Annotated in this window: 16 protein-coding genes and 1 pseudogene; 12 read left to right on the forward strand and 5 right to left on the reverse strand. The window is 75.4% G+C overall.

Annotated features, from left to right (window positions below; all coding sequences use genetic code 11):
• Positions 1–159: 159 nt before the first annotated feature.
• From ABZ495_RS20540 to ABZ495_RS20580, 9 genes and pseudogenes are all read left to right on the forward strand, one after another.
• Complete coding sequence (locus tag ABZ495_RS20540; RefSeq protein WP_359837262.1) at positions 160–2,088, forward strand: AAA family ATPase; 1,929 nt, start codon at positions 160–162, stop codon at positions 2,086–2,088.
• Complete coding sequence (locus tag ABZ495_RS20545) at positions 2,085–3,224, forward strand: glycosyltransferase (RefSeq protein ID WP_359837265.1); 1,140 nt, start codon at positions 2,085–2,087, stop codon at positions 3,222–3,224. The genes ABZ495_RS20540 and ABZ495_RS20545 overlap by 4 nt, the downstream gene beginning before the upstream one ends.
• Before the next feature lie 53 nt (positions 3,225–3,277).
• Positions 3,278–4,483 carry a GNAT family N-acetyltransferase gene (locus ABZ495_RS20550; protein ID WP_359837266.1) on the forward strand — a complete coding sequence of 402 codons (1,206 nt, stop codon included), beginning with the start codon at positions 3,278–3,280 and terminating at the stop codon, positions 4,481–4,483.
• Positions 4,483–6,036, forward strand: coding sequence for a hypothetical protein (locus ABZ495_RS20555; protein WP_359837268.1), 1,554 nt, complete (start codon positions 4,483–4,485; stop codon positions 6,034–6,036). Before ABZ495_RS20550 ends, ABZ495_RS20555 begins: the two co-directional genes overlap by 1 nt.
• A gap of 129 nt (positions 6,037–6,165) precedes the next feature.
• Positions 6,166–7,359: an aminotransferase class I/II-fold pyridoxal phosphate-dependent enzyme gene (locus ABZ495_RS20560; RefSeq protein ID WP_359837270.1), complete on the forward strand. Its 1,194-nt coding sequence runs from the start codon at positions 6,166–6,168 to the stop codon at positions 7,357–7,359.
• Between the two features lie 128 nt (positions 7,360–7,487).
• The gene (mscL, locus tag ABZ495_RS20565) at positions 7,488–7,943 is read left to right on the forward strand and encodes a large conductance mechanosensitive channel protein MscL (RefSeq protein WP_352294355.1); all 456 of its coding nucleotides are present in this window, start codon (positions 7,488–7,490) and stop codon (positions 7,941–7,943) included.
• A 355-nt stretch (positions 7,944–8,298) separates the two neighbouring features.
• Positions 8,299–8,676, forward strand: a pseudogene (locus ABZ495_RS20570) (DUF6643 family protein); the annotation flags it as partial.
• Positions 8,677–9,346: 670 nt separating this feature from the next.
• On the forward strand, positions 9,347–10,228 hold the full coding sequence (locus tag ABZ495_RS20575; protein WP_359837273.1) for an MOSC N-terminal beta barrel domain-containing protein: 882 nt from the start codon (positions 9,347–9,349) through the stop codon (positions 10,226–10,228).
• A gap of 404 nt (positions 10,229–10,632) precedes the next feature.
• Positions 10,633–13,044, forward strand: coding sequence for a right-handed parallel beta-helix repeat-containing protein (locus ABZ495_RS20580; protein WP_359837275.1), 2,412 nt, complete (start codon positions 10,633–10,635; stop codon positions 13,042–13,044).
• A 43-nt stretch (positions 13,045–13,087) separates the two neighbouring features.
• Here the strand turns inward: ABZ495_RS20580 and ABZ495_RS20585 are convergent, their stop codons facing one another.
• The 3 genes from ABZ495_RS20585 to ABZ495_RS20595 form a co-directional block, all read right to left on the reverse strand.
• The gene (locus ABZ495_RS20585) at positions 13,088–13,684 is read right to left on the reverse strand and encodes a TetR/AcrR family transcriptional regulator (RefSeq protein WP_359837277.1); all 597 of its coding nucleotides are present in this window, start codon (positions 13,682–13,684) and stop codon (positions 13,088–13,090) included.
• A 99-nt stretch (positions 13,685–13,783) separates the two neighbouring features.
• Positions 13,784–14,902: a PLP-dependent cysteine synthase family protein gene (locus ABZ495_RS20590; protein WP_359837279.1), complete on the reverse strand. Its 1,119-nt coding sequence runs from the start codon at positions 14,900–14,902 to the stop codon at positions 13,784–13,786.
• A 138-nt stretch (positions 14,903–15,040) separates the two neighbouring features.
• Complete coding sequence (locus tag ABZ495_RS20595) at positions 15,041–16,222, reverse strand: ROK family protein (protein WP_359837305.1); 1,182 nt, start codon at positions 16,220–16,222, stop codon at positions 15,041–15,043.
• Positions 16,223–16,338: 116 nt separating this feature from the next.
• On the opposite strand from ABZ495_RS20595, the gene ABZ495_RS20600 reads away from it, so the two are divergent.
• Together ABZ495_RS20600 and ABZ495_RS20605 are read left to right on the forward strand one after the other, a co-directional pair.
• Entirely contained in the window at positions 16,339–17,628 is a 1,290-nt protein-coding gene (locus ABZ495_RS20600) for an MFS transporter (protein WP_359837281.1), read from the forward strand.
• 376 nt (positions 17,629–18,004) lie between these two features.
• The gene (locus tag ABZ495_RS20605; protein ID WP_359837283.1) at positions 18,005–18,580 is read left to right on the forward strand and encodes a HutD family protein; all 576 of its coding nucleotides are present in this window, start codon (positions 18,005–18,007) and stop codon (positions 18,578–18,580) included.
• A gap of 102 nt (positions 18,581–18,682) precedes the next feature.
• Here ABZ495_RS20605 and ABZ495_RS20610 read toward each other — a convergent pair whose 3' ends face one another.
• Positions 18,683–19,645 (reverse strand): alpha/beta fold hydrolase, encoded by a 963-nt coding sequence (locus ABZ495_RS20610; RefSeq protein WP_359808426.1) that lies wholly within the window; start codon positions 19,643–19,645, stop codon positions 18,683–18,685.
• 174 nt (positions 19,646–19,819) lie between these two features.
• On the opposite strand from ABZ495_RS20610, the gene ABZ495_RS20615 reads away from it, so the two are divergent.
• A complete protein-coding gene (locus ABZ495_RS20615; RefSeq protein WP_359837287.1) occupies positions 19,820–21,037 on the forward strand; it encodes a helix-turn-helix domain-containing protein in 1,218 nt (405 codons plus the stop codon).
• 105 nt (positions 21,038–21,142) lie between these two features.
• On the opposite strand, the gene ABZ495_RS20620 is transcribed toward ABZ495_RS20615, so the two are convergent.
• Complete coding sequence (locus ABZ495_RS20620) at positions 21,143–21,901, reverse strand: DapH/DapD/GlmU-related protein (protein WP_329490800.1); 759 nt, start codon at positions 21,899–21,901, stop codon at positions 21,143–21,145.
• Positions 21,902–21,978: the final 77 nt, after the last annotated feature.

A 21,978-nucleotide genomic window follows, 5' to 3' on the forward strand; every position in this document is an offset into this window, starting at 1 on the left:
CAGCGGTTCGTCAGGGGGCGAGTTGCGACATCGGGCGAGGGATTCCACCGGGCCGAGAGCGTGGCGCGGGACAGGCAGAGGCAGCAGCACCCGGACCGCCGCGCTCCCGAGGGGAGCTCACCAGCACCACCGCACCACGAACGCGAGGGGATCCCACCGGTGGAACCGGCAAACCACTTCACCGTCCTGCGGCGGTACTGGCGGCTGCTCGTCGGCTGCACGCTCGCCGCACTCGTCGTCGGCTGGCTGCTGACCCCCGCCGGTGACACGGTGGACAACGCCAAATGGAAGTGCAAGGTCGCCATCACGCCGGTCGCGGGGGCCGGCGACACCGTGCGGGCCGACCAGGTGCTCTCGTACGCGCAGGGTTCGGACGTCGCGACGGCGGCGGCCCACCAGCTCGGCATCGGCGACGCCGCCGCCGTGATCGCCCGCCGGACCGTGACGGCCGACAGCGCCCAGATGCTCTCGATCGCCACCACCGGGCCGACCCAGCAGTCCTGTTCCGACCTCGCGGCCGCCTACTCGGCCGCGATCATCAAGGGCTTCAGCGACGAGTCCGCCAAGAGCGCCGCCGAGACGGTCCGGAAGCTACAGGCGCAGGCGGACGCCCAGCAGAAGCAACTCGACGACATCCAGCAGCAGTTCAACCGCTCCTCGGCCGGCGACCAGCCGAAGCTCCAGCCCAAGCTGACCGCCGCGTCCACCTCGCTGACCGCCACGCTGACCGCCATCAGCAAGCTGCAGAACGGCGCCCAGACCGACGCCATCCAGCAGTGGGGCAGCATCGACGCCCGGCAGAACGCCGGCAACCTGCTCTCCTCCCCCAGCCGGAACGTCCGGCTGGGCCTGGCGGTCGCGCTCGGCCTCGGCCTCGGCGTGGTCGCCGCGCTGATGCTCAGCCGGATGGACACCCGGCTGCGCACCCGCAACGCCGTCGAGGAGGGCTTCAACCTGCCGGTGATCGGCGAGGTGCCGCAACTGTCCCGCCGACTGCGGCGGTTGCGCGAACCGCTGGTCCGGGCCCGCCCCTCGGACCCGGCCGCCGAGGCGTACCGCTCGCTGCGCTCCACCCTGCTGCTCACCGGGCCGGACGCGCTCGGCCGTTCGGCCGCCGGGCCCGCCGAGTGGGAGCGCGCCGAGCCCGCCCCGCGCCGGCCCGCCGACCCGGCACCCGTGGTGCTGGTGGCCTCCGGCGGCAGCGGGGACGGACGGACCACCACCGTCGCCAACCTGGCCGCCGCGCTCGCCGAGACCGGTCGCGAAGTGCTCGTCCTGGACTGCGACTTCCGCCACCCGCAGCTGCACGCCCACCTCGGCGTGGGCGGCGGTCCGGGGATGGCCGAGCTGCTCAGCGGCGAGCGGCTCGGCGAGCTGGACGACCTGATCCGGCCGACCAACGTGGCGGGCGTCTCGCTGATCACCGGCGGCAACACCACCGCCTACCCGGCCGCACTGGTGCTGCGCGCCGCCGAAGTCCTGCGCCGGGCCCGCCGCCACGCCGACGTGATCCTGGTGGACACCTCGCCGCTGCTGCACGCCAACGACGCTTACGACCTGGTCCAGCACGCCGACGCGGTGCTGGTCACCGTGCGCAGCGGCAATGTGACCCCCGAACAGGCGGACCGGGTCGCCGAGTTGCTCTCCCGGACCGGGGTGCCGGTGGCCGGGGTGGCGCTGCTCGCCAGCTTCGGCCCGGGCGGACGGCGCCGGCGCACCGGGACGGTCGGCGGACCGGCGGCACCGGGCGGCCGGGCCGCCCCGTCCACCCTGCCGCGCCCGGCCGCGCCGGCAGTGGACCGGGCCCCCGACCGGGCCCTGGAGCGGGGCCGGGACCGGGACCGGGACCGGGGGCCCGAGTGGGGCGCGGACCGGAGTGCGGACCGGGGCGCCGAGCGAGGTGCCGAGTGGGGCACCGAGCGGGGTTACGACCGGGCGGCGCCGAGCTGGGCCCGGCGTGACGCCGCCGGACCGGGCCGGACCCGCCCCGACGCCGGTCCGGGCGTCAACGGCCACGGCCCCACGGCCGGTGCGGTCGGCGGCGACCCGGGCGAGCCGGCCCTGCTGCGCGAGGCGGAGGAGCGGTGACCGGACGCACCCGGGTGCTCTGGCTGGCCAAGGGCCTCGGCCGCGGGGGCGCCGAGCAGCTGCTGCTCAACTGCGCCCGCCAGGTGGACGCTTCGCGCTACGAGGTCGAGGTCGCCTACGTACTGCCCTGGAAGGACGCGCTCGCCCCCGCGCTCACCGAGGCCGGCGTGCGGGTGCACTGCCTGGGCGGCGTGCCGGGCGCGCCCGGCCGGGCCGACCCGCGCTGGCCGCTGCGGCTGCGCCGCCTGCTCGCCGACCGCCGCTACGGCCTGGTGCACACCCACATGCCCGTCCCGGCCACCGCCGCCCGGCTGCTGTCGTACGGGCTCGGCGGCGGGGGCGCGCCGCGCCTGGTCCACACCGAGCACAACGTCTGGGACCGCTACCGCCCGGCCACCCGCTGGGCCAACGCGCTGACCTACCGGCGCAACGACGCGGTGATCGCCGTCTCGCACGCCGTCGAGCGGACCATCCCGGCCGCGCGCCGCCGGCCCGGTGCCTGGGTGCACGTGGTGCACCACGGACCGGACCTGGCCGGCGCCCCGCAGGGACCGGCCGCCCGGGCCGCCGCGCGGGCCGGACTCGGCCTGCCGCAGGACGCGTTCGTGGTCGGCACGGTCGGCAACCTGACACCGAAGAAGGACCAGTCCACGCTGCTCGCCGCCCATGCCGAGCTGTGCCGCGGCCGACCGCCGGCCCGGCTGGTGGTGATCGGCGCCGGGCCGCTGGACGAGCGGCTGCGGGCCCGGGCCGCCGAGCTGGGGGTGGCCGACAGCGTGCTGTTCACCGGCTCCCGCCCGGACGTCCCCGCGCTGCTGCCGGGACTGGACGTCTTCACTCTGAGCTCCCGTCAGGAAGGCCTGCCGGTGGCCCTGATGGAGGCGATGACGAGCGGCCTGCCGGCCGTGGTCACCCGGGTCGGCGGCATGCCGGAGGTGCTCGACGACGGCGAGCAGGGCCTCCTGGTGGAGCCCGGTGACCCGGTCGCCCTGGCCGCCGCGCTCGGCCGGCTGGCCGACGACCCGGAGCTGCGGGAACGCCTCGGGGCGGCGGCGCGGGAGCGCTCCGCCCGCTTCGACGTCGCGGGCGCCCAGCGGGCCGTGGAGGCGGTGTACGAGAAGGTGCTGCGGCGCTGAGCCCCCCTGGTCCCCCGAAGGCTGCTACCACCGAACGGAGAGCGAGTCCGGACGTGAGTGCCCTGCCCGCCCCTGCCGAGCTGACGTTCCGCCCGCTCGCGGAGGACGACCTCCCCGCGGTGCTCGACCTGCTGACCGCCTCCCTGGCCGGCGGCCCCACCGGCACCCGCACCGCCGACTTCTTCGGCTGGAAGCACCGGCTGGGGCCCTTCGGCGCCAGCCCCGGCCTGGTCGCCGAGACCCCGCAGGGGCGGCTCGCGGGGGTGCGGCTGTTCCTGCGCTGGCAGTGGCACGAGGGCTCCACCGGCCGTACCGTCACCGCCGTCCGGCCGGTGGACACCGCGACCCACCCGGACTTCCGGGGCCGCGGGATCTTCCGCCGGCTCACCCTGGACCTGCTCGGACAGGTCGCCGGTGAGGCCGAGTTGGTCTTCAACACGCCCAACGGGAACAGCCTGCCCGGGTACCGGAAGATGGGCTGGCAGGAACTCGGCCGGGTACCGGTGGCCCTGCGCCCGGTCCGCCCGGCCGCGTTCGCCCGCGGAGTGCGGGCGGCGCTGGCCCGCACCCCGGCCGGCGCGGCCGCGCCACCGGCCTGCGGGCTGCCCACCGCCCGGTCGTGGTTCGCCGACCGCGTGACGCTCCCCGACCCGCCCCGGACCGCCGACCGGGCCGCTCCCGACGGCCCGACCACCGCCGACCGCCAGAACCGGACCGCCGGCCGGGCCGCTCCCGACGCGGCCACCGGCTCCTCCGGAGGCCCCGCCGGCGACCCGATGGCCGGCGCCGACGGCCCGCTGGCCGAGCTGCTGCGCGAGCGGGCCGCCGCCGACCGCGCCGACCCCCGCCTCGCCGTGCTCCGCACCCCGGAGTTCCTGCGCTGGCGCTACGGCGAGGCCCCCGGCCTGGACTACCGCGTCCTCACCTGCCACCGGGGCGGCGAGCTGACCGGCCTGGCCGTCGGCCGGCCCCGACGCCGCGGCCCGCTCGCCGAGTTCACCCTCGCCGACGTCCTGGTCCGCCCCGGCGACCGGGACAGCGCCGCCCGGCTGCTGCGCGCCGCCGCCCGCGAGTCCGGCTGCGACCACGTCGCCACGCACCTCTCCCCAGGCACCGAGGCCGCCGCCGCGGCGCTGCGCTCCGGCTTCCTGCGGGCCCCCCGCACCGGGATGACGCTCGCCGCGCGCACCCCGACCGGCCGGACCGCACTGACCCTGCCCGACTGGCGGTTCACCCTCGGTGACCTGGAGGTCTTCTGATGCCCCGGCCGGCTCCGGCCCGGACCGTGCCGCGCCGCACACCCCGGCCGTCCGCCGTCGCCGCCGTCCGGGCCCGGGTGCCCTGGCCGTCCGCCGTCGCCGCCACCCTGGTGACGGCCTACGTCACGCTCTTCGTCGTCGCCATGGTGCACACCTCGTACGACACCTGGGGCGCGCTGCTGGTCCTGCCGGTGCTGATGGCCGTCGGCACCCCGGTCCTCGCCCGGATCGCCGCCGCCAACCCCGAGCGGGACGTGTTCCGGCTGCTGATGCTGGCCATGACCGCCAAGCTGCTCTGCGCCTTCCCCCGCTACCTGATGGCCTTCGTGCTGTACGGCGGCGCGGCCGACGCCAAGATGTACCACCAGAAGGGCGCCGAGCTCGCCACCTACCTGGGGCAGGCCGACCTGCTGGCCGGCGTGCACTACGACCTCGGGATGAAGGTCGCCGGCACCGGGTTCGTCATCATCGTCACCGGGGTGGTCTACGCGATCACCGGGCCGTCGCTGATCGGTGGCTTCCTGGTCTTCTCCTGGCTGGGCTTCTGGGGACTGCTGCTGTTCTGGCGGGCCCTGCAGATCGCCTTCCCCGAGGCGGACACCCGCAAGTACGCCAAGCTGGTCTTCTTCCTGCCCTCGCTGCTGTTCTGGCCGTCCAGCATCGGCAAGGACGCCTGGATGATGTTCTGCCTGGGCCTGACCACCTACGGGACCGCCCGGCTGCTGGACCGCCGGTTCGGCGCCTTCGCCTGCGTCGCGCTCGGCTCGGTCGGCACCGCGATGGTCCGCCCGCACGTCACCGCGCTCGCCGGGGCCGGCCTGCTGGTCGCCTACGTGCTGCGCAAGCGGCCGCGGCAGGCCAGCGCGCTCGGACCGCTGCGGACCATCCTGACCGCCGTGGTGCTCGGCGCGATGGCGGTGCTGATGCTGCAACAGGTCTCGACCTTCTTCGGTACCGACGGCACCGGCGGCGACGCCGTCAACCAGGTGCTCTCGGAGACCTCGCGGCGCACCAGCCAGGGCAACTCGATGATCAGCGCGACCGCCCCGGAGGACGCCGCGCCGCGGTTCAGCCTGAATCCGGCCGGGCTGCCGGTCGCCGTGGTCAGCGTGCTCTTCCGGCCCTTCCCCTTCGAGGCCTCGAACATCCAGAACCTGATCCAGTCGGTGGAGTGCTTCGCCCTGCTGGTGATGTTCATCCGGAGCTGGCCGCAGCTCAGCAGAGTGCCGCGGCTCTTCGTGCAGCGGTCCTACGTCGCCTTCACCACCGTCTACACGCTGCTGTTCTGCTGGGCCTTCTCGACCATCAACAACATGGGCATCCTGTCCCGCGAACGCGTCCAGGTACTGCCCCTGGTGCTGGTCCTGCTGGTCGTCCCGGCCGCCTCCACCGCCGCCCGGGGGGCCGCCGAGCGCCGGCCGCCGCCGGTCTGGCGGGTGGCGCCGGGGCAGTGGGGCGGCCGGCGGCGGCCGCCCGGGCCCCACCCCGTCCGGCTCGGCGGACGGGAGCCCGGGGAGGCGGCGCCGTCCCGAGGGGGATCCACCACGCCCTGACCCCTCCCCCGCCCCGGCTCCGGCCCGTCCCGGCGCCCGGTGCCAGGGCTCCGCCGACCTCGCGGACACCACCGCCCGTTCGCACTCCCCCGCCACTGGCGAGCACCGGACTACCCACGGAGGTATCTGATGACCACCGACACCCTTGCCCTGCCGGCCGCCCTCGGCGGCACGCCCGCCTTCCCGGAGGGGCTCCCGCTCACCCGCGTCCAGGTCCCGGACCGCGCCACCCTGTTGGAGCGGCTCGGCGCCGTCCTGGACAGCGGGCAACTGACCAACGGCCGCACCGTCGCCGAGCTGGAGGAGGCCGCCGCCGAACTGCTGGACGTGCCGCACGTGGTGGCCGTCTCCAACTGCACCGCCGGCCTGATGCTGGTGCTCCAGGCGGCCGGTGTGGCCGACGGCCGGCCGGTGGTGATGCCCGGCTTCACCTTCTCCGCCACCGCCCACGCCGCGCACTGGGCCGGCGGCACCCCGGTGTTCGCCGAGGCCCGTGAGCGGGACATCACGCTGGACCCCGAGGACGCCGCCGCCCGGCTCGCCGCCGCCGACCGCCCGGCCGCGCTGATGGCCACCCACGTGTACGGCACGCCCTGCCAGGTGGAGCGCCTCCAGGAGGTCGCCGACGCGGCCGGCGTGCCGCTGGTGTACGACTCCGCGCACGGCTTCGGCAGCAGCCGCCGCGGCGTGCCGATCGGCAACTTCGGCTACGCCGAGGTGTTCTCGATGAGCCCCACCAAGGTCGCGGTGGCCGGTGAGGGCGGCCTGGTCGCCACCCGGGACGCCGCGCTCGCCGGACGGCTGCGCACCGCCCGCGACTACGGCAACCCGGGCGACTACGACACGCTGTTCCCCGGCCTGAATGCCCGAATGAGCGAGCTGCACGCCGCCGTCGGTCTCAACTGGCTGGCCGGGCTGCCCGAACGGGTGGTCCACCGGGGCACACTCGTCGCCGAGTTCGCCGCCGTGACCGCCGGACTGCCGGGGCTGCGGCTGGCCCTGCCGGAGGACGGCGACGTGTCCACCTTCAAGGACCTCACGCTCATCCTGGACGCCGCGGCGTTCGGGCTCAGCGCGCGCCAACTCGCCGACGCGCTCAGGGCGGAGGGCATCGACTCGCGCCGCTACTTCCACCCGCCGGTGCAGCGCCAGCGGGCCTACGCCCACCTCGGCCAGGCCGAGTCGCTCCCGCTGACCGACCGGCTGGCGGACTCGGTGCTGACGGTGCCGCTCTGGACCCAGATGGACGCGCCCACGGTACGCCGGATCGCCGGAGCGGTAGTCCGGATCCAGCCGTACGCGGAGCGTCTGCGCGCCGCCTGACCGGGCCGCGTCCCGTTAGGCGGATCGGGTGAACGCGGTTGGACCGCGGCCCCGCCCGGTCGGCAGGATGTCCGGCCGGGGCCCGCGGTCCCATCTCACCCTCCCCCGTACGGATTTGGAGTCACCCGGTGCTCAAGGGATTCCGCAGCTTCCTGCTGCGCGGAAACGTCGTGGACCTCGCGGTCGGCATCGTCATCGGTGCCGCGTTCACCGCTGTCGTCACCGGGTTCGTCACGGCGTTCCTCACCCCGCTCATCGGGGTCGCGAGCGGCGCCGTCGGCGACTTCACGCAGAAGACCTTCGCGGTGGCCGGGACGAACTTCCCGTACGGCGTCTTCGTGAACGCGCTGATCAGCTTCGTGCTGGTGGCCGCGGTGATCTACTTCATCGTGGTGGTCCCGGTCGGCCGGCTGCAGGCCCGGCTGGACGGCGCCAAGCCCGCCCCGGTGGCCAAGGCGGACTGCCCGGAGTGCCTGAGCCCGATCCCGGCGGCGGCGGTGCGCTGCTCGTTCTGCACCTCCGAGGTGGCCGGTCGGCCGGGCTTCCCGGCGCAGTCCGCGGCGGAGCCGCTCCAGGTGCGCTGACCTCGGGTTCTGCCACGCCCGGCGGCTCTCACCGTGACTTTATCCCCGAAACATTCACGAGCCCTCGCCGCGCAGTCGGCGGGGGCTTGAATGCGCCGGCGCACGCCCTGACCGCAAAAGTTTCTTCGCCCGGCCCGGAACCGTTCACCGGCCCGTCACCGCACGGGGCTTCACCAGCCCAGTCCGGGCTCTGTTCGACCGCGCACCCCGGTCCGAAGCTGGCCGGAAGTCGTCGCCGGAATGTCCGTTCTTCGCACTTTCGAAACTTTTGTGCGAGCGAAGACTGTGTAAACACTCGAACTGCTCGCCCTCCCACTCTCCTCAGCAGGCGCATTGTGGGCTTACCGTATGCCCCATGACCTCGCCCCGCTCCTACGACGGAGTCGGCTACCCCCCTCCGTCCTTCTCCTCCGGCACGCCCATCTACGACAGCCTCGTCGCAGAGCGCGGTGTCCCGCAGATCGCGCCCATCAACGTGCCGGCCGCCCTGCCGCCGGCACTGTCGTCCGGTTACGGATCAAGCCTCGGCCAGTCCTACGAGAACCGGTACGCGACCGGGTACGACACCCCCGGCAGCAACCTCCCCGCGCTGCCGCCCGCGCGCCTCGCCCTGGGCCCCGGCCCGAGCAGCGCTCCCTCCACCGGCCCCGCCACGGCGTACATCCCGGCGCAGCCCGCCCCGGCGTACGCCTCCGCGCCCCAGCCGCCCGCCCCCGGCTACGGCGCCCCCCAGCCGTACCTGTCCGCACAGCGGCCGCAGGCCCCCGCCCCCGGCTTCTCGCAGGCCACCGGCGGCGGCGCCTTCCAGCCCTCCGGCGGCCAGAGCTTCGGCGGCCAGAACACCTTCGTCGGGGCCGGCCAGGGCGGCCAGCAGACCTTCGGCGCGCAGCCGATGGGCGCGCCCGGCTCCTTCGGCGGCCAGCCGCAGGGCGGCGGTCAGCCGCACGGTGGCCCGCAGAGCTTCGGCGGGCAGCAGAGCTTCGGCGGCCAGCAGTCCTTCGGCGCCCCGGGCCAGAACGGTGGCGGCTTCCAGGGCCAGGGCGGCGAGCAGGGGTTCGGCGGCGCGCAGCTGCGCCCGGCCGTCACCCCGGTCGCCCCGGTCCGCCCGATGCAGCCGCAGCGTCCGGGCCCGTACGGCGAGCCCGCCCAGTTCCAGCAGGGCTACCAGCCCCAGGGGCAGGGCTACTGACCGACACCCCCGGCCGGCCCCACCCGGCCACCGCCCGCAGCACCTGAGCACGATCCCGACGTCATCCCGCGCCGGGCGCACGGAGAAACGGGTCATCCACGGACCGCCCGGACCGCCACCCCACGGCGTCCGGGCGGTCCGTGCGCGTTCCGGCCACGGGCGGCCGCGGAGGGCGGGACGCCGGGCTCCCGGGGGGAGCTGGCAGGATGGGGGGATGCTGCTCACCGGACTCCACATCCACCCCGTCAAGTCGATGTACCGCCTGAGCCCCGAGCAGGCCCGGGTCGAGCCGTGGGGGCTGGCCGGCGACCGGCGCTGGATGCTGGTGGACGCCACCGGGCGCTTCGTCAGCCAGCGCGACGACACCGCCGTCGGTCTGATCCGCGCCGAACCGGCCGCCGACGGCACGCTGGTGCTGACCGCCCCCGGCGGCTCCCGGATCGAGGTTCCGGCGCCCGGCGCCGCCGCCGGCGACCCGCTCGCCGAGGTCGAGGTCTGGGGCGCCCGGTTCCACGCCGCCGAGGCCGCCAAGGAAGCCCAGCTCTGGATCGCCGAGCAGCTGAACGGCGACTACCGGCTGGTGCACCTGGACGACCCCCGGGCCCGCCCGGTCGACCCGAAGTTCGGCGGGCCCGGCGACACCGTCTCGATGGCCGACGGCTTCCCGCTGCTGCTCACCACCACCGCTTCGCTGGACCGGCTCAACGCGCTGATCGCACAGGAGCACCCGGAGGGCCACGAGGTGCTCCCGATGGCCCGGTTCCGCCCCAACGTGGTCGTCTCCGGCAGCGAGCCGTGGGCCGAGGACGGCTGGCGCCGGATCCGGATCGGCGAGTTGACCTTCAAGGTGGTCAAGCCGTGCGGGCGCTGCGTGGTCACCACCACCGACCAGGAGAGCGGCGAGCGGCGCGGTCCCGAGCCGCTGCGCACCCTGGCCCGGCACCACCGGCTGCTGAAGAAGGCCTCGTTCGGGCAGAACCTGATCCCCGAGCGCCCGGCCGGCGTCGGGGGCGACGTGCTCGGCACGCTCCGGCTCGGCGACGAGGTCGAGCTGCTGGAGGGCGGCGCGCACTGGCCGACGGACGAACGGGTGTGAGCCGGGGGCGCCCGCGAGCGGCGGGCGCCCCTCCCGCCCGCGCCGCCGGCGGACCCGCGGTCCGCGCGGCCGTCGCCCGGTGGGCCGGCCCCTCCGGGGGCCCGGGCGCCCCGGCCTTGGCCACGAACGGCCCTCCGTACACCGCCCTGTCGCCGCCCCGGGCGCCGCGCCGCGCCCCGGATGCGCCGTCGCCGGACACGGCCGCGCCGGCGCCGCGTTCGGAACCCCGACTGTGTGCGCTCGTTGAAACATGTGTGGAACCCGGAACGGTCCCCGCCCGGGGCCGGCCGCCGGCGGCCGGAGCACCGTCGCGGGCGCGCTACGGTGGGCGGGCCACCCGCGCACCCCGCGCGTGCGGCCCGATGGGATCGCCGGCTCGATGAAGGTGGGGACGACAGACCGTCATGGCTGAGCACAGGGTCCGAGTCACCCAGGACAGCGCCTCCCGCTGGCGTCGCCGCGCCGGCGAGTACGACACCCTCACGGAGGCCCTCGCGGCCGCCGAGCCGGGCGACACCGTGACCGTCCGACCCGGCACCTACCGGGAGAACCTCGTCCTGGACAAGCCGGTCACGATCGTCCCGGCGCAGGGCCCCGGCACGGTCCGGATCGACCCCCCGAGCGGTGTCCCGCTGACCGTCACGGCCGCCGCGACCGTCCGCGACCTGGTGATCGAGGGCAGCGACAGCTCCCTCCCGGCCGTGCTGATCACCGGCCCGGAGGCGACGCCCGCGCTCGGCGGCTGCCGGGTGGAGACCCGCTCGGCCACCGGCGTCGAGGTCACCGGCGGGGCCCGGCCCACCCTGCGCGGCTGCGTGGTCGCCAACCCCGCCGGGCTGGGCCTGCGGCTGCGCGGCGAGGGCACCGCGGCGGCCTTCGAGGACTGCGAGGTCGCCGCCGCCGGACAGGCCGGGCTGGCCGTGCTCGGCGGGGCCACGGCCGCGCTGGAACGCTGCCGGGTCCACCACGCGACCGGCGCCGGGGTGCTCCTGACCGACCCGGGCAGCGCCGCCGAGCTGACCGGCTGCGAGATCTACGAGATCCGCGGCAGCGGCGTCCAGGCCGAGGCCCACGCCGGCGGCCGGCTGGTCGACTGCGACATCCACCGGGTCACCGGCAACGGGATCACCCTGGACAGCGAGGCCGAACTCGTCCTGACCGGCTGCCGGGTGCACGACCTGCCGGAGAACGGCGCCGACCTGCGCGGCCGGGCCCGGCTCACGCTGACCGGCACCACCGTGCGGGACTTCGGGCGCGGTGCGCTCTCGGTCTGGGACCAGGGCACCGAAGCCACCGCCGAATCCTGCGAGATCCACAGCTCGACCGGCGAGTACCCGGCCCTCTGGGTCAGCGACGGCGCCCGGCTGACCCTCACCGACTGCTCGCTGCACGACCTGCCGGACGCGCTCTTCGTGCTGGACCGCGACTCCGCCGCCACCGCCGAGGGCTGCTCGTTCAGCCGGATCCGCAGCTCGGCCGTCTCGGTCAGCGGCGGCGCCGGGGTGACGCTGAGCGGCTGCCGGGTCCAGGAGGCCGGCACCGGGCTCTGGTTCCGCGACCACGGCAGCGGCGGGCTGCTCACCGACTGCGAGATCTCCGACGTCGCGACCGGCGTGATCGTCACCAAGGGCGCCGACCCGGTCCTGCGCGACTGCACCGTCCGGGCCAGCTCGGACGCCGGCGTCTACGTCTCCGCCCAGGGTCGGGGCACCTTCGAGGACTGCCGGGTCTCGCACGGCAAGGGCTTCGGCTTCCACATCATCGACGGCTGCCGCACCGTGCTGACCCGCTGCCGGGCCGAGCAGAACGAACGGGCCGGCTTCGAGTTCTCCGAACCCAGCCCGGTGGTGGAGGCCTGCACGTCGGACGACGTCGCCCCGGCCGCTCCGGCCGCCGAGCTGCCGGCCCCCCGCGCCGCACGGACCGCACGGGCCGCCCAACTGACGGCCACCGCACCGGCGTTGCCGGCGCCTTCGGCGATCGGGCCGATCCCGGACTGCCGCCCGGCCGACGAGGCGCTGGCCGAACTCGACGCGCTGGTCGGCCTGGCCACCGTCAAGCAGGAGGTCCGGACCCTGATCGACCTGATCGCGGTCGGGCGCCGGCGCCGCCAGGCCGGGTTGAAGGCCCCCTCGCTCCGCCGCCACCTCGTCTTCACGGGGGCCCCCGGCACCGGCAAGACCACCGTGGCCCGGCTCTACGGCGAGATCCTGGCCTCGCTCGGGGTGCTCCAGCGCGGGCACCTGGTCGAGGTGGCCCGGGTGGACCTGGTCGGCGAGCACATCGGCTCCACCGCGATCCGCACCGCGGCCGCCTTCGACCGGGCGCGCGGCGGCGTGCTCTTCATCGACGAGGCGTACGCGCTGGCACCCGAGGACGGGGCCCGGGACTTCGGCCGGGAGGCGATCGACACCCTGGTCAAACTGATGGAGGACCACCGGGACGAAGTGGTCGTCATCGTGGCCGGTTACACCGCCGAGATGGAACGCTTCCTCTCCGCCAACCCAGGTGTCTCGTCCAGGTTCTCCCGCACCATCACCTTCCCCGACTACTCCGCGGACGAGTTGCTGGAGATCGCCCGCGCGCAGTGCGCCGAGCACGAGTACGCGCTGGCCGAGGCGACCGAGGGCGCGCTGCTCCTGCACTTCGGGACGCTGGAGCGCGGCCCCAACTTCGGCAACGGGCGCACCGCGCGGCAGGTCTTCGAGACGATGGTGGAGCGGCACGCCATGCGGGTCGCCCACCTCGCGGATCCGTCGACCGAGGAGCTGCAACTGCTCGTCCCCGCCGACCTGCCGACGGCCCGCCTGCCCTGACCAGCGTCCGCCGGGCAGGTGGACACCCGCCCGGCCCCCGCGCTCAGCCGCGTTCCGCGGCCGCCTCGTCGCCCAGCATCCGGTCCACCAGCAGCGCCAGGCGGGGCTCCGCGTGGTCCGGCCGGAGCCGGCCGCTCCGGGCGAGGGTGGCCAGGCCGTGCAGGGCCGCCCAGACCGCCTCGGTGAAGGGCTCCGGGTCCTCGGCCCCGGCCACCTCGGCGACCGGTCCGGCGAGGGCGGCGAACGCCTCCTTCAGCGGGGCGGGCGAGTCCGGACGGCCGAACGGCAGGTCCGTCGCGAGCACGAACATCGCGTCGTAGAGCGCCGGGTTGGCCGCCGCGAACGCCAGGTAGCGGCCCGCGACGGCGCGGAAGGCCCCGGCCGGCCCGGCCGCCCCGCGGGTGACCGCCCGCAGCTCGGCGGCGAGTTCCGCGAAGCCCTCCAGCGCGACGGCGGCCACGATCGCGTCCTTGCCGGCGAAGTGGCTGTAGAGCACGGGCTGGCTGTACTCGATCCGCTCGGCCAGCCGGCGGGTCGTCACCGCCTCCCAGCCCTCAGACTCCGCCAGCTCACGGGCGGTTCGAATGATCAGCTGGTGACGCTCGGCGCGTTCGCGCCCGCGGCGCTCCTGGATTGACATGACATCGACTCTAGCAGCGCTAGGCAAGAGAGCCATGAAAGGAGCAGTGCCACCCCCGCCCGCGGCAATGCCGGGGGCGGGGGTGACGCCCGCCGCGGGTCAGCCGGTCCAGGCCCCGCCGGCCAGGAAGGATTCCAGCCGGGCCCGATGGGGCGCGATGTCGATCCGCTCCCCGGCCAGCCAGTCGTCCGAGTAGTACTTGTCGAGGTAGCGGTCGCCCGGGTCGCAGATCAGGGTGACCACACTGCCCCGCACCCCGGCCGCCCGCAGCTCGGCGACGATCTTCAGCGCGCTCCACAGCCCCGTCCCGGTGGAGGCGCCGGCCTTCTTGCCGAGCACCCGCTCCAGCACCCGCACGGCCGCGATCGAGGCGGCGTCCGGGACCTTCATCATCCGGTCGATCGCGCCGGGCACGAAGCTCGGCTCCATCCGCGGCCGGCCGATCCCCTCGATCCGCGAGCCGCTCTCGCAGACCGCGTCCGGATCGTGGCCGACCCAGCCCTCGAAGAAACAGGAGTTCTCCGGATCGGCGACGCAGATCCGGGTGTCGTACTGCATGTAGTGCACGTACCGGGCGATGGTCGCCGAGGTCCCGCCCGTCCCGGCGGTCGCGACGATCCAGGCCGGCTCCGGGTGCGGCTCCAGGCGCAGCTGGGCGAACATCGACTCGGCGATGTTGTTGTTGCCCCGCCAGTCGGTGGCCCGCTCCGCATAGGTGAACTGGTCCATGTAGTGGCCGCCGGTCTCCTCGGCGAGCCGGGCGGAGGCCGCGTACACCTCGTCGGAGCGCTCGACCAGGTGGCACTCGCCGCCGTGGAACTCGATCAGGTCGATCTTGGACTGGCTGGTGGACTTGGCCATCACCGCGATGAACGGCACGCCGATGAGCTGGGCGAAGTAGGCCTCGGAGACGGCCGTGGAGCCGCTGGACGCCTCGATCACCGGCTTGCCGGGCCGGATCCAGCCGTTGCAGAGCCCGTACAGGAACAGCGAGCGGGCCAGCCGGTGCTTCAACGAGCCGGTGGGGTGGGTGGATTCGTCCTTGAGGTAGAGGTCGATGCCCCAGTCGAGGGGGAGCGGGAACCGGAGCAGGTGGGTGTCGGCCGAGCGGTTGGCGTCGGCGTGGACCTTGCGCACCGCCTCCTTGAGCCAGCCGCGGTACGCCGCGTCGGAGCGGTCCACATCCTCGGTCCGTTCGGCACTCAGCTGCGCACCCATCGTCACTCTCCTCGCTCGAACCCCCCGGTTGCTCACTACGAGTGTACGAGAGTCACGATAAGTGACGGTTTTCGTAGCCCCAGCTTCCGCTTATCCACGGCCACCGGGCCTCGTCGCGCTCCGCCGCCGCCCGCCGCGCTACGCCCCCGCCTGCACCGACTGCGGGTCGGCGAGGTAGGGCCGCCACGCCAGCTCGGCCGCGCCCGCCAGTGCGCCGTGCGCCAGCTCGGCGCCCACGATCGGCACCCGGCCGCTGCGCCCCCAGAGGCTGCGCTCGGCGACCACCGCCCGCAGCCGCTCCGGCGCGGCCTCCAGCAGATCGAGGTGCAGACCGCTGAGCACCACCCGGTCCGGGTTGAGGATGTTGGCGACGCCGGCCAGTCCGAGGCCGAGCCGGTCGATGACGTGCTCGACGGCCGCCCGGGCCCGCTCGTCCGTCCCGGCGGCCCGGCAGAGCTCGCCGGCCTGGTCGAGCAGCGGGCGGTCCGGGTCGGGGGTGAGCCCGGCGGCGGCGAACAGCGCGTCCGGGTCGGTCTCGGCGTTGAGGCAGCCGCGGTTGCCGCACTGGCAGGGGCGGCCCTGCGGGTCGACGGTGAGGTGGCCGACCTCCAGCGCCAGCCCGGCGCTCCCGGTGTGCAGGCGGCCGTCGATCACCAGCGCGCCACCGACGCCCCGGTGGCCGGAGGTGACCAGCAGCAGATGGCGGGCGCCCCGGCCGGCGCCGTGCCGGTACTCGGCGAGGGCGCCGAGGTTGGCGTCGTTGGCGATCGCGGTGGGCAGCGGGTCCAGCGCGAGCGGGCCGTTGTCGGCGCGGCCGACCTCGACGTCGTACAGGTCGGCGACGGGCGTGCCGCTGGGCCAGGCGAAGTGCAGGGCGGCGAGCGCGGTGCCGTCCGGCTCGGTGACCGGGTTGGGCAGCGCGAGCGCGGCACCGAGGCAGCGGCGGCTGCTGTGGCGGGCCAGTTCGGCGCCGGCCTCGGCCACGGCGCGCAGCATCCGGACCGGGTCGGTGGCGGCGGGCAGCGGCCGGTGCACGGGCGGATCGAGCAGTCCGCCGAGTCCGGCGAGGGTGACGCTCAGCCCGTCGGCGTGGATCTGGCCGGCGATCACCACCGGACCGGCCGGGTCGATGGCCAGCCGGTGCGACGGGCGGCCGCGACCGCCGCCGGCCGGCCGGGAGTCGACGGTGATCAGGCCTAGCGCCTCCAGCTCCGCGGTGACCGCTCCGGCGGTGGCCCGGGTGACGTCCAGCGCACGGGTGAGCGCCGAGCGGGTGGGGGTCTGGCCGGTGTGGATGAGCGAGAGCGCCGGGCCGAGCAGCGTGCGACCGCGATCGGGGGCCGAGCGGCGGTGGGCGTCACGCTGGGCGTCGTGGTCGGCCCCAGAGCCGGGCTTCGGACTTGATGGAGTGAGCTGCACGGCCCTATTGTTACTTTGTGCCGCTCCGAAACAAAATCCACGTCCATGACCGGGTCGACCGGCCGTCCCTCCAGTCTCGCAGCACTCCGGCCGCTTCCGGCACCCCCTGGGGCGCGGCACGGCTCGCACTCACCGCTTTCTTCGCCGTCGACGGCTTCCTCTTCGCCGCCTGGGTGGTCCGCATCCCGGACATCCGCAGCCAGGTCAGCGCCTCCCACAGCGCGCTCGGGCTCGCCCTGCTCTGCGTCTCGGCCGGCGCCGTCGCCACCATGCCCCTGGTCGGCCGGCTCTGCCTCCGGTACGGCTCGCGACCGGTCACCGTCGGTTCGCTGGCGCTGCTCAGCCTCGCCGTCCCGCTACCCGCCCACGCCCACTCGGTCGCGGCGCTCGGCGGCGTCCTGCTGCTCTTCGGGGCGGGATACGGCGGCGCCAACGTCGCGATGAACAGCGCCGCCGTCGACCTGGTGGCCCAGCTGCGCCGCCCGGTGATGCCGAGCTTCCACGCCGGGTACAGCCTCGGCGGCCTGCTCGGCGCGGGCGTCGGCGGACTGCTCGCCGGCACCCTCACCACCACGTGGGCGCTCGCCCTGAGCGGCCTGCTGGGCCTGGCCGTCACCGCGGGCGCGGGCGTCGTCCTGCTCCGCGGCCCGGCCGCGCCGCTCGTCGCCCCCGGCCGGGCGGCCGACTCCCCCGCCTCCCCCGACTCCCCCACCGCTCCGGCCGCCCCGGCCGCTCCGGCCGCCCCCAAGGAGCCGGCCCGGGTGCCGCACACCCGGTTGCTCGTCCTGCTGCTCGGCCTCACCGCGCTCTGCTGCGCCTACGGCGAGGGCGCCATCGCGGACTGGACCACCCTGCACCTCACCGACGACGTCCACGCCAGTGCCGGCACGGCCGCCGCCGGGTACGCCGCCTACGCCTTCGCGATGACCAGCGGCCGGGTCGGCGGCACCTGGCTCTCCATCAGGCTGGGCCAGAACCGGGTGATCGTCCTCGGCGGCCTGACCGCCGCGGCCGGCATGCTGCTGGCCGCACTCGCGCCCTCGGTACCGCTCGCGCTGTCCGGGTTCGTGCTGGTCGGCCTCGGCCTGGCCAACATCTTCCCGCTCGCCATCGCCCAGGCCGGCGCCACCGGCGGCCCGCAGGGCGTCGCGCTCGCCTCCACCCTGGGCTACGGCGGCATGCTGATCGGCCCGCCGGTGATCGGCTTCCTCGCCGACGCCGTCGGACTCCCGCTCGCCCTCACCTCGGTCGCGCTCGCCGCCGTCCTCGCCGCCCTGCTCCCCCTCACCGCCCGCCGCACCCACTGACGGAGCCCGTCGCCGGGTACGGCGGGCGGTGAGGACGCCCCACCACGCGTCGCACCCGCCGCCGGCCACCGCACGACGGCCTGCACCCCGGCCCGCCGGTCGGGGCTCCCGACCGGCGGGCCGGGGTGCCCACCGGCTCCACGCCGGGACCGGCGGCACACCCCCGCGAGCGCACCCCCCGGTCGGGGCCACCGACCACGCCACCCACCCACGGTCCCATCGGGGCGACCCACGGCCGGCCGATCTCCTCGGCGGCGGCCCCCCGCACGCCGGTCCGCGGACCGGCGGTCTCCCGTACTCCCCCCGGCGAGCGCCCCCGGCAGCCCTGGACCCTCCGGGCGCACTCCCGCGTCCCGCCCCGTGACAGGATGCGGCCATGACGACGACCGGGCGGATCCAGGTACTGCGGGCGGACGAGCGCCCGGCGACGGCGTGGCTGAACGGGGGCGGGGTGACCAGGGAGGTCGCCGGGTTCCCCGCCGGGGCCGGGCTGGACGCCTTCGACTGGCGGGTCAGCCTCGCCGACGTCGCCTCCGCCGGGCCGTTCTCCGCGTTCCCCGGCGTCGACCGGGTGATCACCCTGGTCGAGGGCCCCGGTATGGCCCTGACCGTCGACGGTGCCGAGCACCTCGTCGACACCCCGTTCCGCCCGTTCGCCTTCTCCGGCGAGGCCGACACCGGCTGCAGACTGCTCGGCGGCCCGGTGGTGGACTTCAACGTGATGACCCGTCGCGGGCGCACCAGCGCCGACCTCGCGCTGACCACCGGGCCGCGCACCGTGGACGTCCCGGCCGGTGGCACCGTCCTGCTGGTCTGCCTGGCCGGCCGCGCCACCGTCGGCGACACCGTGCTCGAGCGCTACGACGCCGCCCTGCCGGCCGGGCCCGGCCCGTACGAGCTCCGGCCCGACGGCGTGACCGCCGCCGTCACCTTCCGCTCGCCGCCCGCCTGACACCGCACGGCACACCCGCCCAGGACACACCACCGCACAGGAAGCCGGCGGGTCCGACTTCCTGTGCGGGCGGCCCGCCGCACCCGGCGGCCGGACGGCGCGTCAGCCGCAGTACACCGGGGACGCGTGGGCCGGGTCGAGCGCGTTGGTGACCAGGTGCAACGCGGTCGGCGAGAAGGCGATGGCCACATGCTCGGCGAGTGAGAGCGGGCAACGGTCCTGCAGGACGACGTTGTTCACGTTCGGGCCGCTGAGGAACTGCGTCCGGTACGGCGTGACGACCTCGTCGTACACGGTCGAGATCACCGTGTAGCGGACGCCGGGCACGGTGTCCGCCACCGTCGCCATCTTCCGGTTGAAGGCGGAGTCCACCACCTGGTCCTTGCAGGCCGGGCAGGCCGTGTAGATCAGCTCGGCCACCCGGGGGAGGTACGGGGCGAGGTTGGCGATGCCGTCGAGCGTCGTCCCGTGGTTGGACGGCGCCAGGCCGATCAACTTGTCGACCTTCGACGCACCCCCGAGGAACTTCACGTAGTAGTTCGGAAGCATCCCGCCCTGCGAGTGGCCGACGAGGTCGACCTTCGCCGCGCCGGTCGCGCCGCGCACCAGGTCGACGAAGCGGCCGAGTTGCGCGGCCGACTCGGCGGCCGGACCGAGCCCGCCGATCGGCAGCACCAGGCCGCTGCCGGAGGAGGTGATGCCGGGGACCATGCCGTAGTCCAGGGCGAAGACGCAGTAACCCTGGCTCTTCAGCAGGGGCGAGAGCACCAGCCAGTTCTCGTAGCGGTTGGCGAAGGTGCCGTGCACCAGGACCACCGGATCGGGGTGGGCCGCCGTCGGCTTGCAGGCCCAGTCGTTGGCGCCCGGCGGCGAGGCCACCGAGTCGCCGTCGGGGGGCAGTTGGGCCGCCACGCCGGACGCGGTGGGGGTCGCGTCCGGTGCGGCGTGTGCGGCGGTGGCGGGGGCGCCGGCGAGCAGCGCACCGGCCAGCAGGGCCGAGCCGAGTGCTCCGAGGAGTCTGCGGCGTACCGGTCCGGCGGCGGAGCGGAGAAGTGGGGTTCTCAACTGTTGCCTCCACAACGGAAGTTTGTTACCAACAGGTAACCCGAGTGCCTCCATCATGCGGTCGCCCCTCCGGCCCGGCCCTTGGGTGTCCCCCAGACCTGGACGGTGTTTTCTGTGACCGGTCACAATTCACCCGCTTGCGCCCCCGGTTGGCGGATCCCGCTGATCGGCGGAGTGCCCGCCGACCAGCGGCTGCTCGGCGCCGTACCCGAGTTGGTCGAGGCCGTCATCGCCACCCTGCTCGCCCGGGTACCGACCTACCGCCGCCTGCCGCACGAGCAGGTGGCGGGCGAACTCAGCCAGGTCACCGAACGCCGGATCCGCGCCCTCGCCCAGGCCGTCCGCACCGGGAACCCCGCCGACGACGAGGAGTTCACCTCCGTCCGCGAGGCCGCCGCCCGGCGGGCGGAGGAAGGCCTGCCGCTGGACGCCGTCCTGCTCGCCCACCACCTCGGGATGGAGGTCTGCTGGGAGCTGGTGACCAGGGACGCCCACGACGACGACGCCGCCGACCTGCTGGTGCTCAACCGGCTGCTGCTCGACCAGCTCCGCCAGGCCACCTCCGCCGCCGGCGCCGGGTACGTCGAGGAACGCCGCACCCTCGCCGACGAGCAGCGGGCCGCCCGCCTCGCCCTGCTCACCGCGCTGCTCGACGGCGCCCCCGCCGAGGAGACCGCCACCAGGGCCGGGCTCCGGCTGCCGCCCTCCTACGCCGTGCTCTGCCTCGCCGTCGCCGACCACCCCGACGAGCGGGCGCCCGGCGTCGACCGGACCGTGGCCGGCCACCGCAAGCTGCGCCGGCTGCGCACCGAACTCGACCACCGCACCCGGCAGTCGGCGCTCACCGCGCTCTCCTCCTCGGGGGGTCCGGTGCTGATCCCGCTGGAGTGCCGGCCGGACGCCGTCCCGGCCGACATGTGGCAGCGCCTCGCGGACACCGTGGCCGGCACCGCCCGGGCCGCCGGGGTCCCGGTCCGGGCCGGGGCGGCCGTCGCCGCACCCGCCGGGGTGGCGGCGGCGGCCGTGCTCGCCACCGAAGTGCTGGAGGTGGCGCGGGCCTTCGCCCGCCCGCCCGGGCTGCACCGCCTGGACGACGTCCTGCTGGAGTACCAGCTCAGCCGGCCGAGCCAGGCGAGATCCCGGCTCGCCTCACTGCTCGCGCCCCTGGAGGACGGCGGCGAACTGCTCGCCACGCTCCGCACCCACCTGGCCGGCGGCCTCAACCGCCGCCACACGGCCCGCACCCTGCACCTGCACCCGAACACCGTCGACTACCGGCTGCGCCGGGTGGCCGTCCTCACCGGCCTCGACCCGACCCGGCCCGCCGACCTGCTCCGGATCACCGCCGCCATCGCCGCCCGGGACGCCGAGCGCGCCCAGGAGCCGGCCTGACCGGCCGGGCCCGCCTGACGCCGACGCCCCAGCCCTCAGCCCTCGACCCCCAGCCCGCCGTTCCCGCCGACGCCGCCCGCCTTCGGCCCCGCCGACCGCCGTGCCTCACACCCCCGTCTCGCCGGGGAGCCGCAGGTCCCACCCGGCGAGCGCGCGCAGCTGGTCGGCGGTGATGCCGTCCGGCAAGGGGTTGGGCGGGTCGGTTCGGAACGGCGGCTGCCAGCCCTCCTCGGCGGTCCAGCGCCGGACGATCTTCGCGGGGGCTCCGGCCACCACGCTGTGGTCGGGGATCTCACCGCGCACCACCGAGCCGGCCGCGACCACCACGTTGCGGCCGAGCCGGGCGCCGGGGAGGATCACGGCGCCGGTCCCGATCCAGCTGCCGCCGCCGATCTCGACCGGTTCGTTGCGCGGCCACTGCTTGCCGATCGGCAGATCGGTCGCGCGGTACTCGTGGGCCTGGTCGGATATGTAGACGCCCGGGCCGGTCCAGACGTCGTCGCCGAGCACGATCGACTGGTGGCCGACGATGTGGCTGTCACGGCCTATCACGCAGCCGCCGCCGATCCGCACGATCGGGTCCGGCCCGAGGTCGAGGCCGGGCAGGAAGCCCGCGCTGATGGTGACGCGCTCGCCGATGATCGAGAACGGGCCGATCGTGATCCACCGCTCGTTGAAGATCGCCCCGAGCGGGAAGGTCAGCTTCGTCCCCGCGCCCAGTTCGCCGAACCGGTACGGACCGGGGCTCTCGCTGGACACCGCACCGGCCCGCTGAACCCACGTCCAGCCCCGGTGGACGAGGCGGCCCGCGACGCGTCGGCTGCCCGCCCGGGCGGCGGAGAACAGGGAACTGGTGATCGACATGCCGCCACGCTACCGGTCGCCCCGGCGCCGTCACCGAGGAGGCGGCCAACATCACACCCGTCCCGGAGGGGCGCCCG

Origin of the sequence: Kitasatospora sp. NPDC005748 (genome assembly GCF_040630735.1) — a bacterium.
Classification (GTDB): domain Bacteria; phylum Actinomycetota; class Actinomycetes; order Streptomycetales; family Streptomycetaceae; genus Kitasatospora.